Origin of the sequence: Bradyrhizobium sp. Ce-3 (genome assembly GCF_022835695.1) — a bacterium.
Taxonomy (GTDB): Bacteria; Pseudomonadota; Alphaproteobacteria; order Rhizobiales; family Xanthobacteraceae; genus Bradyrhizobium.
In genome coordinates, this window is record NZ_BQUV01000003.1 from 407,090 (window position 1) to 421,007 (window position 13,918).

Sequence of the window (13,918 nt, forward strand, 5' to 3'; positions counted from 1 at the left end):
GCAAGGTCATGAAAACGCTGCCTGCTGACGTGCTGCGCTTTGTCGTTGCTCTCGCGCATGACCGCCGGGGCCTCGCCGCCGTCGAGTTCGCTTTCATCGTGCCGCTGATGCTGGTGATGTTCTTCGGCACTGTCGAGTTTTCATCCGGCGTCGCAGTCGACCGCAAGGTTACGCTGATGGCGCGCGCGGCATCGGATCTGACCTCGCAGGCGACCCAGGTGGTGGATGCCGACCTGCAGAACTTCTTCAGCGCCAGCGTCGGCATCATGACGCCCTACGATCCGACGCCGACCAAGGTCACATTGTCGGAAATCTATGTCGATAAATCGAATATCGCGAAGATCGCGTGGAGCAAGGCCGGAGTGATGACCGCAGGCTCCACGCAGGCCTCGGTGACGGGCTCGAGCCGCAGCACGGGCGATATCGTGACGAGCATCGTTCCGGCGGCGCTGCTGGTTGCGGACACCTATCTGATCTTGGGCGAAGTCAGCTACAAATACGTTCCGACGGTCGGCTACGTGATGGCCAAGAGCGGCATCCCTCTCGGCGACGTTGCCTATACCAGGCCGCGGCAGTCGCGTTGCGTCTACTATGCCGCGACGACCGCCACCCTGCCGACGAGTTGCCCGTACTAAAACGCGGTGAGATGAGGCTGAGTCTTTCGGACCGCTTCGCGCTTTGCGCTGGTCCGGATCATGCTTTGACCCGCGCCGGCTTCCGATCCAGCCGAGCCCGCGATCCAGACAAAAAGGGCCGCACCCGAAGGTGCGGCCCTTGATGCTTTAACGACAATTTCCCGGAGCTGCGCGCTCCCGGAAATCGGCTTATCCGGCGGCGCGCAGATTGTCGGCCGAGGATTTGCCGGAACGGCGGTCAGCAACGATCTCGTAGGAGATCTTCTGGCCTTCACGCAGGGTGCCAAGGCCGGCGCGCTCGACTGCACTGATGTGCACGAACACGTCGTTCCCGCCTTCATCCGGCTGGATAAAGCCGTAGCCCTTGGTCGCGTTAAACCACTTCACGGTTCCCATGCTCACGTGGGTAGTCCCTTCTCAGATATACAAGTTCAAGACCCGCTGATCGGCGGGGTGGTGAGATCGAATTTTTGGAAGGGTCGTCAGCGTCTGAACCGGCTGTACCGGTATTGGCTAATGTCGTCCGGCCGAAAATCGATGGGTAGGATATTATTCGATAGAAGGCTTCAAAACAATCCTGACGTGCGCGATTTTTTGGCCGGCGCAGCCGCCGGCCAATTGCTGCGCAGGACATCAAATCGTCATGCGCGCAGCGGTTGCAATGTCGCCGCTAGCGGCGGCGGAACTGGCCGCCGCGCTGCGCTCCGCCCCGCGGCGGACCGCCGGGCGCGCCGCTCGGACGTTCGTCCTTGTGCCGGAAGATCAGGCGGCCCTTTTCGAGATCGTAGGGCGACATTTCGATCGTCACGCGGTCGCCGGCCAGCGTCTTGATGCGGTTTTTCTTCATCTTGCCGGCGGTGTAGGCGACGATCTCGTGTCCGGCGTCGAGTTGCACCCGGTAGCGAGCGTCGGGGAGGATTTCGGTCACCAGTCCTTCGAACTGGATCAGCTCTTCCTTAGCCATATGTTTCTCCAGATCGAGCGACGGCTAGTGCTTCGGTCGGTTGTTGCGGTTGTGTTGCGGATTCGGCCGGCTCTCGCGATGCAAGAAGGCGACGCCCTGGATGCCTTCGCTGTTGCCGGCCTGCGACGGACGCGGCGACTCGCCCCGGCTCGTCTGCGGCGCGCCATTATTACCACCCCGACGGCGGCGGCGGCGAGGGCCTTTTGCGCTTGGAGCGGCCTCATTCCCACGGACATTGTGCGCCCGCGGCGCAGAGCGTCCGCCACGATGGGGGTGGGTGGACTGCGCCGGCGCGGCGGTAGCCTCGCGGCCGCCCTGCTGGGTGCGGCGGTCTTCCCGCGGGACGGTAATCCGGATCAGCCGCTCGATATCCTTGAGGTAGCCGATCTCCTCGGCGCCGGCGATCAGCGAGATCGCGACCCCGTCGGCGCCGGCCCGCGCGGTGCGCCCGATCCGGTGGACGTAGGTTTCCGGGATGTTGGGCAGGTCGAAATTCACGACATGGCTGACGCCGTCGACGTCGATGCCGCGGGCGGCGATATCGGTCGCCACCAGGGTACGGATCTCGCCGGAACGGAACGCCGCCAGCGTGCGCTCGCGGTGGTTCTGCGATTTGTTGCCGTGGATCGCATTGGCCTCGATCCCGGCCTTGGCAAGGCTCTTCACCACCTTGTCGGCGCCGTGCTTGGTGCGGGTAAACACCAGGGCGCGGTTGACCGGTTCCTGCTTCAGCAGCTGGGCCAGAACCGCCGGTTTGGCGGCGAAATCGACCTGGATCGCGCGCTGGGCGATGCGATCCACGGTCGAGGCCACCGGCGTCACCGCCACGCGGGCCGGGTCGCGCAGCATCGCCTCGGCGAGCTCGGCGATGTCCTTGGGCATGGTGGCCGAGAAGAACAGCGTCTGGCGCCGGATCGGCAGCTTGGCGACGATTTTGCGGATGTCGTTGATGAAGCCCATGTCGAGCATACGGTCGGCTTCATCGAGCACCAGGAACTCGACCTGGTTGAGCTTCAGCCCGTTGCTCTGCACGAGATCGAGCAGGCGGCCGGGGGTGGCGACCAGCACCTCGACGCCCTGCATCAGCGAACGCACCTGGCGGCCCATCGGCACGCCGCCGATCGCGAGCGTCGAGGACAGCCGGATGTGGCGGCCATAGGTGTTGAAGCTGTCGAGGATCTGCCCGGACAGTTCGCGGGTGGGCGAGAGCACCAGCACGCGGCAGCTCTTGGGCTGCGGGCGGATGCGGTTCTCGAGCAGCCGGTGCAGGATCGGCAGCGCGAAGGACGCGGTCTTGCCGGTTCCGGTCTGGGCAATGCCGACGACGTCGCGGCCGGCGAGTGCGAGCGGGACGGTCTGGGCCTGGATGGGGGTCGGCGTGAGATAGTTTTCTTCTCGAAGCGCGCGGGCGATGGGATCGGCGAGGCCGAAATCCTGAAAGGAGGTCAAAAGATGTTTCTTTCCATAAAAGCCGTCATCGTCCCGGCCCAATCGGCCGGAATCGCATGAAGGCATTCGGGGACACCCGCGTGTCTGGGGCGTCAAGCTGGGTTAGCTGAAAGGCGAGCCAGAAGCCGCTTGGGGCAGCTTGAACACGCAGCTCGCGAAGGCACCGCGATGTCGCGGGCATGGCGAGGATATGGACCAGGAACTGGGCGGTTTCAAGGTGGTATCGCCTGGATTGGCACCCGAACTTCGCCGAACCATCGCGCAAACTGTCACAAATCGATGCCGGAAATTTAGCCAATGTGGCGATTTTGCCTACAAAATAACCTGATTGCTCCTTCGGCAGTCAATTTTTCGGCTCAATGATTGGGCAGTCGCTGTCCGTATTTGCCCGGAACTCATGAAATTATCTAGCTGGTTCATCAACTTACGGTGCCCCCGCACCGTGGCACAGTTCTTGCGATTCCCTTAACCGCAGGCGGCCAAGCGGCCGTTTCGCGAGCGTTCACGCCTGCGTCAGGGAGACGACATTTCATGCTTACTCAGCTTACTCACAAAATAACGACGATGACCCGCCGCCGCGCGCTCGCGGCGACGGCCGGCCTGGTTTTGGGCTTGGCTGCGTCCTCGTCGTTCGCGCCCGCGCAAGCGGCCGATGACACCATCAAGGTGGGCATCCTGCACTCGCTGTCGGGCACCATGGCCATCAGCGAAACCACGCTGAAGGACACGATCCTTTTCCTGATCGACGAGCAGAACAAGAAGGGCGGCGTGCTCGGCAAGAAGCTCGAGCCGGTCGTGGTCGACCCCGCTTCGAACTGGCCGCTGTTCGCCGAGAAGGCGCGCGAGCTGATCACCAAGGACAAGGTTGCGGTCGTGTTCGGCTGCTGGACCTCGGTGTCGCGCAAGTCCGTGCTCCCGGTGTTCAAGGAGCTGAACAACATCCTGTTCTATCCGGTGCAGTATGAGGGCGAGGAGTCCGAGCGCAACGTGTTCTACACGGGCGCGGCGCCGAACCAGCAGGCGATCCCCGCCGTCGACTATCTGATGAAGGAAGAGAAGGTGAAGCGCTGGGTGCTGGCCGGCACCGACTACGTCTATCCGCGCACCACCAACAAGATCCTGGAAGCCTATCTGAAGTCCAAGGGCGTCGCCCAGGACGACATCATGATCAACTACACGCCGTTCGGTCACTCCGACTGGCAGACGATCGTGGCCGACATCAAGAAGTTCGGCTCGGCCGGCAAGAAGACCGCCGTGGTCTCCACCATCAACGGCGATGCCAACGTTCCGTTCTACAAGGAGCTCGGCAACCAGGGCATCAAGGCGACCGACATCCCGGTGGTGGCGTTCTCGGTCGGCGAAGAAGAGCTCGCCGGCATCGACACCAAGCCGCTGCTCGGCCATCTCGCCGCCTGGAACTACTTCGAGTCGATCAAGACTCCGGCGAACGAGAAGTTCATCAAGGAGTGGCAGGCCTACACCAAGAATCCCAAGCGCGTGACCAACGATCCGATGGAAGCGCACTACATCGGCTTCAACATGTGGGTGAAGGCGGTCGAGAAGGTAAAGTCGACCGATCCGGACAAGGTGATCGACGCCCTCCCGGGCATCGAAGCGCCGAACCTGACCGGCGGTACCTCGAAGATGCTGCCGAACCACCACATCACCAAGCCGGTGTTCATCGGCGAGATCAAGGGCAACGGCCAGTTCGACGTGGTCTGGAAGACCCCGGGCCTGGTGGCCGGCGACGCCTGGTCGAAGGAGCTCGAGGGCTCCAAGGACCTGATCGGCGATTGGGTCGGCAAGAAGTGCGGCAACTACAACACCAAGACCAACAAGTGCGGCGGCCAGGGCTCGTAAGCTCCTGAGCTGATCAACGACACAACACAACCTTCCAACACCGGAGAAGGCGGCATGCTCGCCGCCTTCTCCTCCACTCCTGCCGGGGTACTGACGTGTTTGCCAATTGTATTGATCGCTTTCGCGCGCTGCTTCTCTCGATCCTGCTGCTGAGCTGTCTGGTGGTGCCGGCGCTGGCCGGCCCGTTCGAGGATTCGGTCGCCAAATTCGCCACTGACGATTTCTCCGACACCGAGGCTGCGATCGGCGAGGTCGCCGCATCCGGCAACGCGCTGGCATCGCCCATCATCAGCGCGCTGCAGGACGGCCGGCTGTCGGCCGATCCGGACAGCAAGAAGGTCTTCATCACCCAGGCCGACGGCAAGATCGTCGACGCCGCCACCGGTGCTGCGGTCGACAAGCTGCCCGACAACGCCGCGGCGGTACGTCTCAACAATCGTCTGCGCCGCACCGTGGAGGCCGCGCTCGGCGGCCTGACCTTGCTGTCGCCGGACCCGGCCAAGCGGCTCGCCGCGGCGCAATCGGTGTTCAAGAGCCACGAAGAGAACCTGCTGCCGACGGTGGAGGGCGCGCTCGCCAAGGAGAGCGTCAAGCCGATCAAGCAGGCCTTCGCCGAGGCGCGCGCCGCCATCATCCTGTTCAAGTCGGACGCGTCCGACAGCGACAAGCTCGATGCCGTCGCCGTGCTCAAGGCGCGCGGCGACCAGGAGGCGCTGGCACTGCTCACCTCCCTCGGCACCGACCAGCCGCCGCTGGTCGCCAAGGCGGCCGCAGGCGCGGTGTCCTCGATCCAGAGCAATCTTGCGATGTGGTCGATGGTGCAGAATGCCTGGTATGGCCTGTCGCTCGGCTCGGTGCTGCTGCTCGCCGCGATCGGGCTTGCCATCACGTTCGGCGTGATGGGCGTCATCAACATGGCGCATGGCGAGATGGTGATGATCGGGGCCTACACCACCTTCGTGGTGCAGGAGGTGATCCGCACCCGCTATCCGGCGCTGTTCGACTATTCGCTGCTGATCGCGGTGCCGCTTGCTTTCGTGGTCGCAGGCTTCATCGGCGTCCTGATCGAGCGCACCATCATCCGCTTCCTCTACGGCCGTCCGCTGGAGACGCTGCTCGCGACCTGGGGCCTGTCGCTGGTGCTGCAGCAGGCGGTGCGCACCGCGTTCGGCCCGACCAACCGCGAGGTCGGCAACCCGTCCTGGATGAGCGGCGCCTTCGAGCTCGGCCAGATCACCATCACCTATAACCGGCTCTGGATCCTCTGCTTCACGCTTGCGGTGTTCGCGATCCTGCTCGCGATGCTGCGCTACACCGCGCTCGGGCTCGAGATGCGCGCGGTGACGCAGAACCGCCGCATGGCGGCCTCGATGGGGATCGCCACCTCGCGCGTCGACGCGCTGACCTTCGGCCTCGGCTCCGGGATCGCCGGCATTGCCGGCGTGGCGCTGTCGCAGATCGACAATGTCAGCCCGAATCTCGGCCAGAGCTACATCATCGACAGCTTCATGGTCGTGGTGTTCGGCGGCGTCGGCAATCTCTGGGGCACGCTGGTCGGCGCCTTCACGCTCGGCATCGCCAACAAATTCCTCGAACCGATGGCAGGCGCGGTGCTCGGCAAGATCGCGATCCTGGTCTTGATCATCCTGTTCATCCAGAAGCGGCCGCGCGGCCTGTTCGCGCTCAAGGGCCGGGCGGTGGAAGCATGACGCCGCACATCCTGACCCGTTCGCTCGACCGCGCCGCGACCGCGTTCGTCCTGCTCGTCGCCGCGGTCGGCGTGCTGATCCCGTTGTCGAACCTGCTGTTGCCGCAGGGCTCGATGTTCCAGGTGCCGACCTATCTGGTGGCGCTGTGGGGCAAATATGTCTGCTACGCCATCCTCGCGCTCTCGATCGATCTGATCTGGGGCTATTGCGGCATCCTCTCGCTGGGCCACGGCGCGTTCTTCGCGCTCGGCGGCTACGCCATGGGCATGTACCTGATGCGCCAGATCGGCAGCCGCGGCGTCTACGGCAACCCGGTTCTGCCCGACTTCATGGTGTTCCTGAACTGGGACAAGCTGCCCTGGTACTGGTACGGCTTCGACAAATTCGCCTTCGCGGCGCTGATGGTGCTCTTGGTGCCGGGCCTGCTCGCGTTCTGCTTCGGCTGGCTCGCCTTCCGCTCGCGCGTCACCGGCGTCTATTTGTCGATCATCACCCAGGCGATGACCTATGCGCTGCTGCTGGCGTTCTTCCGCAACGATTTCGGCTTCGGCGGCAATAACGGCCTGACCGACTTCAAGGACATTCTCGGCTTCAACGTGCAGGCCGAAGGCACCCGTGCCGCGCTGTTCCTGCTCAGTTGCCTGGCGCTGATCATCGCTTTCCTGATCTGCCGCGCCATCGTGACCTCGAAGCTCGGCAAGGTGCTGATCGCGGTGCGCGACGCCGAAAGCCGCACCCGCTTCCTCGGCTACCGCGTCGAATCCTACAAGCTGTTCGTGTTTACGCTGTCGGCCTGCATGGCCGGCGTCGCGGGCGCGCTCTACGTGCCGCAGGTCGGCATCATCAATCCGAGCGAGTTCGCGCCGGGCAATTCGATCGAGGCGGTAATCTGGGTCGCGGTCGGCGGCCGCGGCACGCTGATCGGGGCGGCGATCGGTGCCGTCGTGGTCAATTACGCCAAGACATTCTTCACCTCGGGGCCGCTCGCGCCGTACTGGCTGTTCATGCTCGGCGCGCTGTTCATCCTGGTGACGCTGTTGCTCCCCAAAGGCATCGTCGGCACCTTCAGCAGCTGGCGTGAGACGCGGCGCAGTGCGGCGATTGCGGCCGACAGGAACAGCGCCGCGCGCGAAGACGGCGTCGGCGCGCCGAACCCGGCGGAGTAGGCAGATGAACGTGATGGATACCCGCGCCACCTCGGCCATGCTCTATCTCGACGGCGTGCACGTCTCATTCGACGGCTTCCACGCCATCAACAACCTGTCGCTGGCGCTCGAGCCCGGCGAGATGCGCGCCATCATCGGCCCGAACGGCGCCGGCAAGACCACGATGATGGACATCATCACCGGCAAGACCAAGCCGGATGAGGGCACCGTGCTGTTCGACGGCACCGTCGACCTGACAAGGCTTGACGAGACCCGCATCGCCGAGCTCGGCATCGGCCGCAAATTCCAGAAACCGACGGTGTTCGAGAGCCAGACCGTGCAGGACAATCTGCTGCTCGCGCTCAATGTCGATCATTCCGTGCGCGGCACGCTGTTCTGGCGCGGCAGCAAGGCGGAGTCCGAGCGGATCGACAAGGTGCTCGAGACCATCCGTCTGACCGATGCGCGCAACCGCCTCGCCGGCAGCCTCAGCCACGGCCAGAAGCAATGGCTCGAGATCGGCATGCTGCTGGCGCAGGACCCGAAGGTGCTGCTGGTCGACGAGCCGGTCGCGGGGATGACCGATGTCGAGACCCATCTGACCGCGGAGCTGCTCAAGGAGATCAACAAGAACCACACCATCATGGTGGTCGAGCACGACATGACCTTCGTGCGCGAGCTCGGCGTCAAGGTCACCTGCCTGCACGAGGGCACGGTGCTCGCCGAAGGTTCGATCGACCAGGTGTCGTCGAACGAGCGGGTGGTCGAAGTGTATCTGGGGCGCTAGGGCGATGCTGAAGGTCGACAACATCAATCTGTTCTACGGCGCGGCGCAGGCGCTGCGCGGCGTGTCGCTGACCGCCGAGCCCGGCAAGGTCACCTGCGTGCTCGGCCGCAACGGCGTCGGCAAGACCTCGCTGCTGCGCGCCATGGTCGGCCAGTATCCGATCGCCTCCGGCGCGATCAATTTCGACGGCAAGGACATCACCGCGCTAAAGCCCTATGAGCGGGCGCGGCGCGGCATCGGCTTCGTGCCGCAGGGCCGCGAGATCTTCCCGCTGCTGACGGTGGAGGAAAATCTGAAGACCGGCTTCGGCCCGCTGAAGCGCGAGGACCGCAACATCCCCGACGACGTGTTCTCGCTGTTTCCGGTGCTGGAGACCATGCTGGGCCGCCGCGGCGGCGACCTTTCCGGCGGGCAGCAGCAGCAGCTTGCGATCGGCCGCGCGCTGGTGATGCGGCCAAAACTCCTGCTGCTCGACGAGCCGACCGAGGGCATCCAGCCCTCGATCATCAAGGACATCGGCCGCGCCATCTCCTATCTGCGCAACCTCGGCAACATCGCAATCGTGCTGGTCGAACAATATCTCGACTTTGCCTGCGAACTCGGCGACAGTTTTGCGGTGATGGACCGGGGTGCGGTGAAATATGCCTGTGATCGCGCAAGCCTCGATCCCGCCGAGATCAGCCGCCAGATGGCGCTGTGAACAGGATGTGACGCCGCCCTTCGTGGCGTGGGTTGAGGGAGCGTCGGGGGATGCGGACTGGGATCGCAGGCGCGGCAGCGGCGACGTTTGCGGCAAACCGCGCCCAGGGCGCGGTCCGGTTCGACGTGCATCTGAAGGATGGAGCGACCCGCCGCGGCGACCTGCATGAGTCAGGCTCGCTGCGTGTCCGTTTTCCGTCACCGGAGGACGACGGCCTCTCGGCCATGTTCGTCAACACTGCCGGCGGCATTGCCGGCGGGGATCGCTTCGAGATTGGCATCGAAGCCGGCGAGGGCGCCCGCCTGACCTTGACCACCGCGGCGGCCGAGAAGATTTACCGTGCACCGGCGGCTGCGGCGCGGCTCGACATCGCACTGACCGTCGCGAACGGCGCGCATCTCTCCTGGCTACCACAGGAGACGATCCTGTTTGATCGCGCCCGCATTGTCAGGAGCTTTGACATCGATCTTGCCGAAGGCGCCTCGCTGCTGCTCTGCGAGATCGTGGTGTTCGGCCGCGCCGCGATGGGCGAGACCATGCGCCATGGCGAGTTCGTCGACCGCTGGCGGCTGCGCCGTGGCGGCCGGCTGGTGTTTGCCGAGACCATCAGGCTCGACGGCGAGATCGGCGAGAAGCTTGCTCGGCCCGCGATCGCGAACGGCGGCATCGCGATCGGCACGGCGCTGATCGTGCCGGGCGACGAGGCGCTGGTCGAGCGCATCCGCGAGGCCTCGGACAGCTTCGGCGGCGAGGTCGGCATCTCCGCCTGGAATGGCTTTGCAATGGCGCGCTTCTGTGCCCAAGATGCGGCCCGGTTGCGCGCCGACATGATGACGGTGCTCGGCCGCGCCTCCACTGTCCCGCTGCCAAGACTCTGGCTTAACTAAAGGCCTGTGGCTCAACTAATCCTTTTAGAACGATCAGAGTGCACGCATGAATTTGTCTCCCCGCGAAAAGGACAAGCTGCTGGTTTCGATGGCCGCCATGGTGGCGCGCCGCCGGCTCGAGCGCGGCGTCAAGCTGAACCATCCCGAAGCGGTGGCGCTGATCACCGATTTCATCGTCGAGGGCGCGCGCGACGGCCGCACCGTCGCCGAACTGATGCAGGCCGGCGCCAAGGTCCTGAGCCGCGCGCAGGTGATGGATGGCATCCCGGAGATGATCCATGACATCCAGGTCGAGGCGACATTCCCCGACGGCACCAAGCTCGTCACCGTGCACGAGCCGATCCGATAGGAGCGCAACATGATCCCCGGCGAACTCTTCATCAAGGACGGCGAGATCGAGCTCAATGCCGGCCGCAAGACCGTGACGCTGTCGGTCGCCAACACCGGCGACCGCCCGATCCAGGTCGGCTCGCACTACCATTTCTTCGAGACCAACCCGGCGCTGAAATTCGACCGCAAGAAAGCCCGCGGCATGCGCCTCGACATCGCCGCCGGCACCGCCGTCCGCTTCGAGCCCGGCCAGACCCGCGACGTCAAGCTCGTCGCACTCGCCGGCAAGCGCGTGGTCCACGGCTTCCGCGCCGAGGTGAAGGGGAAGCTTTAGTGCCTGCGAGATTCGCCGTGATGTCAGGTGAGGTGAGCACGCTGGCCGGGCTCCCTCCTCCCTTGCGGGGGAGGGTTGGGGAGAGGGGTGAGCCCCGAACTCAGGCAGAAGTGATTTCGCGATTCCCCGCCAATTGCCATGCCATCAGACACGAAGGGACGCTGTAGCCGCATGCTCCCTCCGCTCCGCATGGTCTCCGAAGCCGCCGAGCTTGCCGCACGTCGTCACAACGGGATGGCGCGCAAGGGGCGGGGGAGCGAGCCGTACATCAACCATCTTGCCGAGGTTGCCAACCTGCTGGCGCAGGTGACCGACGGCGCCGATGCCGAGCTGGTGGCGGCCGGCTGGCTGCACGACACCATCGAGGACACCGAGACCACGCGCGACGAACTCGCGCAAAAGTTCAGCGCGCGCGTCGCCGATCTCGTCGTCGAATGCACCGACGACATGAGCCTCGCAAAGCCGGTCCGCCGGCAGAAGCAGATCGAGGACGCTCCGCACAAATCGCCCGGTGCAAAGCTGATCAAGACCGCCGACAAGGTCAGCAATATCGGCGCGCGGATCGTGCCGCATCCGAGCAAGGACGAACGCGACGATCTCGCCGACTATGCGGCCTGGGCCGACAAGGTCGTTGCCGGCTGCCGGGGGATCAATCCGCGGCTCGACCGCATTTTCGACGACACCATTGCGCGCGCCAGGGCCGCGCTGGCTGAAACTGGGGGCTGATATGGCCGTGAAGATCAAGCGTTCCGTCTATGCCGACATGTTCGGGCCGACCACCGGCGACAGGGTGCGGCTCGCCGACACCGATCTGATCATCGAGGTCGAGAAGGATCTCACCACCTATGGCGAGGAGGTGAAGTTCGGTGGCGGCAAGGTGATCCGCGACGGCATGGGGCAATCGCAGGTGACCAACGCGCAGGGCGCGGCCGACACCGTCATCACCAACGCGCTGATCGTCGATCACTGGGGCATCGTGAAGGCCGACGTCGCGATCAAGGAGGGCATGATCGCGGCGATCGGCAAGGCGGGCAATCCGGACATCCAGCCCAACGTCACCATCATCATCGGCCCCGGCACCGACGTGATCGCGGGCGAGGGCAAGATCCTCACCGCCGGCGGATTCGACAGCCACATCCACTTCATCTGCCCGCAGCAGATCGAGCACGCGCTGATGTCGGGCGTCACCTCGCTGCTGGGCGGCGGCACCGGCCCGTCGCACGGCACCTTCGCCACCACCTGCACGCCCGGTCCGTGGCACATGGGGCGGATGATCCAGTCGTTCGACGCCTTCCCGGTCAATCTCGGCATCTCGGGCAAGGGCAACGCCTCGCGTCCGGCGGCGCTGGTCGAGATGGTCAAGGCCGGCGCCTGCGCGCTGAAGCTGCACGAGGATTGGGGCACCACGCCGTCGGCGATCGACACCTGCCTTTCGGTCGCGGACGATTACGACGTCCAGGTGATGCTGCATTCGGACACGCTGAACGAATCCGGATTCGTCGAGGATACGATCAAGGCCTTCAAGGGCCGCACCATCCATGCCTTCCACACCGAAGGCGCCGGCGGCGGCCATGCGCCTGACATCATCAAGGTTGCCGGCCTGAAGAACGTGCTGCCATCCTCGACCAATCCGACGCGGCCGTTCACCCGCAACACCATCGACGAGCATCTCGACATGCTGATGGTGTGCCATCACCTCGATCCGTCGATCGCCGAAGACCTCGCCTTCGCCGAAAGCCGGATCCGCAAGGAGACCATCGCCGCCGAGGATATCCTGCACGATCTCGGCGCGCTCTCGATGATCTCGTCGGACTCGCAGGCGATGGGCCGGCTCGGCGAAGTCATCATCCGTACCTGGCAGACCGCCGACAAGATGAAGAAGCAGCGCGGGGCGTTGCCGCAGGACAAGGGCAACGACAACGACAATTTCCGCGTCAAGCGCTACATCGCCAAATACACCATCAACCCCGCGATCGCGCATGGCGTGTCGAAGCTGATCGGCTCGGTCGAGAAGGGCAAGATGGCCGACCTCGTGCTGTGGTCGCCGGCGTTCTTCGGCGTCAAGCCGGACTGCATCATCAAGGGCGGCTCGATCGTGGCGGCTCCAATGGGCGATCCCAATGCCTCGATCCCGACGCCGCAGCCGGTGCACTACCAGCCGATGTTCGCCGCCTTCGGCAAATCTCTTACCGCGTCCTCGGTGGTGTTCACCTCGAAGGCCGCGGTCACCGGCGGCCTCGCCCGCAAGCTCGGCATCTCGAAGAAGCTCTACGCGGTGCAGAATACCCGCGGAAAGATCTCCAAGAAGAGCATGATCCACAACGACGCGACGCCCGAGATCGAGGTCGATCCCGAGACCTATGAGGTACGCGCAGACGGCGAGCTCCTGACCTGCGCCCCGGCCGAGGTGCTGCCCATGGCACAGCGCTATTTTATGTTCTAAAACCGCTCCCGGTATCCAAAGCCAAAACAGAAAACCGGGAGGAATTTCCGTGATTTACGTCGTTGCCACGCTGACCATCAAGCCCGAGACCCGCGCCGAATTCATCGCTGCGGCAACCGCCTGCATCAAGGAAACCCGCAAGGAGCCCGGCAACATCGCCTACGATCTGCACGAGAGCGTCACCGACCACAGCAAGATGGTGTTCGTCGAGCAGTGGGAAAACGCCGACGCGCTGGTGCCGCATCGCACCGCCGAGCACATGAAGACGTTCGGCCGGGTCGCGGTGAAGTGCATGGCCGCGCCCCCGAAGATCGAGGTGATCACGCCCGAGAAGGTCGACGTCCGCTAATAAAAACAAGAACGGGAGAGCCAGCATGATCTATGTGATCGCCACCACGCCGATGAAGCCGGAAAACAAGGACGACTTCATCAAGGGGCACAAGGCGTGCATCGCCGAGACCCACAAGGAGAAGGGCTGCCTCTCCTACGAGGGCCATGTCAGCGTCAACGATCCCAATCTGTACGTCGTGGTCGAGCGCTGGGAAACCCGCGACGATCTCACCGCGCACAGCAAGGCGCCGCATATGAAGGTGTGGCGCGAATATTCCGCCGACATGAAGACCGGGCCGACGGTGATCGAGATCATCAGCGACGGCAAGGTTCAGAAGCTCTGAG

The 13,918-nt window shown here is 64.4% G+C and carries 16 protein-coding genes; 13 read left to right on the forward strand and 3 right to left on the reverse strand.

Translation table 11 applies throughout. The features are described 5' to 3' along the window. The first annotated feature begins 8 nt into the window (after nucleotides 1–8). The gene (locus BRSPCE3_RS12970) at nucleotides 9–635 is read left to right on the forward strand and encodes a TadE/TadG family type IV pilus assembly protein (protein WP_244066204.1); all 627 of its coding nucleotides are present in this window, start codon (nucleotides 9–11) and stop codon (nucleotides 633–635) included. A gap of 189 nt (nucleotides 636–824) precedes the next feature. Here the strand turns inward: BRSPCE3_RS12970 and BRSPCE3_RS12975 are convergent, their stop codons facing one another. From BRSPCE3_RS12975 to BRSPCE3_RS12985, 3 genes are all read right to left on the reverse strand, one after another. Continuing rightward, nucleotides 825–1,037 carry a cold-shock protein gene (locus BRSPCE3_RS12975; RefSeq protein ID WP_016842648.1) on the reverse strand — a complete coding sequence of 71 codons (213 nt, stop codon included), beginning with the start codon at nucleotides 1,035–1,037 and terminating at the stop codon, nucleotides 825–827. Between the two features lie 268 nt (nucleotides 1,038–1,305). Next, nucleotides 1,306–1,599, reverse strand: a complete 294-nt coding sequence (gene infA, locus BRSPCE3_RS12980; protein ID WP_016842649.1) for a translation initiation factor IF-1 — start codon at nucleotides 1,597–1,599, stop codon at nucleotides 1,306–1,308. 24 nt (nucleotides 1,600–1,623) lie between these two features. Further along, on the reverse strand, nucleotides 1,624–3,048 hold the full coding sequence (locus BRSPCE3_RS12985; RefSeq protein ID WP_244066205.1) for a DEAD/DEAH box helicase: 1,425 nt from the start codon (nucleotides 3,046–3,048) through the stop codon (nucleotides 1,624–1,626). Between the two features lie 531 nt (nucleotides 3,049–3,579). On the opposite strand from BRSPCE3_RS12985, the gene urtA reads away from it, so the two are divergent. The 12 genes from urtA (at nucleotide 3,580) to BRSPCE3_RS13045 (ending at nucleotide 13,917) form a co-directional block, all read left to right on the forward strand. Further along, nucleotides 3,580–4,908 carry an urea ABC transporter substrate-binding protein gene (gene urtA, locus BRSPCE3_RS12990; protein ID WP_244066206.1) on the forward strand — a complete coding sequence of 443 codons (1,329 nt, stop codon included), beginning with the start codon at nucleotides 3,580–3,582 and terminating at the stop codon, nucleotides 4,906–4,908. A 110-nt stretch (nucleotides 4,909–5,018) separates the two neighbouring features. Then, nucleotides 5,019–6,617 carry an urea ABC transporter permease subunit UrtB gene (urtB, locus tag BRSPCE3_RS12995; RefSeq protein ID WP_375709910.1) on the forward strand — a complete coding sequence of 533 codons (1,599 nt, stop codon included), beginning with the start codon at nucleotides 5,019–5,021 and terminating at the stop codon, nucleotides 6,615–6,617. Then, a complete protein-coding gene (gene urtC, locus BRSPCE3_RS13000; protein WP_244066209.1) occupies nucleotides 6,614–7,783 on the forward strand; it encodes an urea ABC transporter permease subunit UrtC in 1,170 nt (389 codons plus the stop codon). Before urtB ends, urtC begins: the two co-directional genes overlap by 4 nt. A 4-nt stretch (nucleotides 7,784–7,787) precedes the next feature. Beyond that, a complete protein-coding gene (gene urtD / locus BRSPCE3_RS13005) occupies nucleotides 7,788–8,549 on the forward strand; it encodes an urea ABC transporter ATP-binding protein UrtD (protein WP_076860838.1) in 762 nt (253 codons plus the stop codon). 4 nt (nucleotides 8,550–8,553) lie between these two features. Beyond that, nucleotides 8,554–9,249 (forward strand): urea ABC transporter ATP-binding subunit UrtE, encoded by a 696-nt coding sequence (gene urtE / locus BRSPCE3_RS13010; protein WP_244066210.1) that lies wholly within the window; start codon nucleotides 8,554–8,556, stop codon nucleotides 9,247–9,249. 50 nt (nucleotides 9,250–9,299) lie between these two features. Next, entirely contained in the window at nucleotides 9,300–10,136 is an 837-nt protein-coding gene (locus BRSPCE3_RS13015; RefSeq protein ID WP_244066211.1) for an urease accessory protein UreD, read from the forward strand. Between the two features lie 46 nt (nucleotides 10,137–10,182). After that, complete coding sequence (locus BRSPCE3_RS13020; RefSeq protein ID WP_244066213.1) at nucleotides 10,183–10,485, forward strand: urease subunit gamma; 303 nt, start codon at nucleotides 10,183–10,185, stop codon at nucleotides 10,483–10,485. A 9-nt stretch (nucleotides 10,486–10,494) separates the two neighbouring features. Beyond that, on the forward strand, nucleotides 10,495–10,800 hold the full coding sequence (locus tag BRSPCE3_RS13025; RefSeq protein ID WP_244066214.1) for an urease subunit beta: 306 nt from the start codon (nucleotides 10,495–10,497) through the stop codon (nucleotides 10,798–10,800). Nucleotides 10,801–10,971: 171 nt separating this feature from the next. Next, nucleotides 10,972–11,526 carry an HD domain-containing protein gene (locus tag BRSPCE3_RS13030; protein WP_244066216.1) on the forward strand — a complete coding sequence of 185 codons (555 nt, stop codon included), beginning with the start codon at nucleotides 10,972–10,974 and terminating at the stop codon, nucleotides 11,524–11,526. Nucleotide 11,527: 1 nt separating this feature from the next. After that, nucleotides 11,528–13,243 carry an urease subunit alpha gene (gene ureC / locus BRSPCE3_RS13035; protein WP_244066217.1) on the forward strand — a complete coding sequence of 572 codons (1,716 nt, stop codon included), beginning with the start codon at nucleotides 11,528–11,530 and terminating at the stop codon, nucleotides 13,241–13,243. A gap of 49 nt (nucleotides 13,244–13,292) precedes the next feature. Then, nucleotides 13,293–13,592, forward strand: a complete 300-nt coding sequence (locus tag BRSPCE3_RS13040) for a putative quinol monooxygenase (RefSeq protein ID WP_016847277.1) — start codon at nucleotides 13,293–13,295, stop codon at nucleotides 13,590–13,592. A gap of 25 nt (nucleotides 13,593–13,617) precedes the next feature. Further along, the gene (locus tag BRSPCE3_RS13045) at nucleotides 13,618–13,917 is read left to right on the forward strand and encodes a putative quinol monooxygenase (RefSeq protein WP_244066218.1); all 300 of its coding nucleotides are present in this window, start codon (nucleotides 13,618–13,620) and stop codon (nucleotides 13,915–13,917) included. Nucleotide 13,918 lies beyond the last annotated feature (1 nt).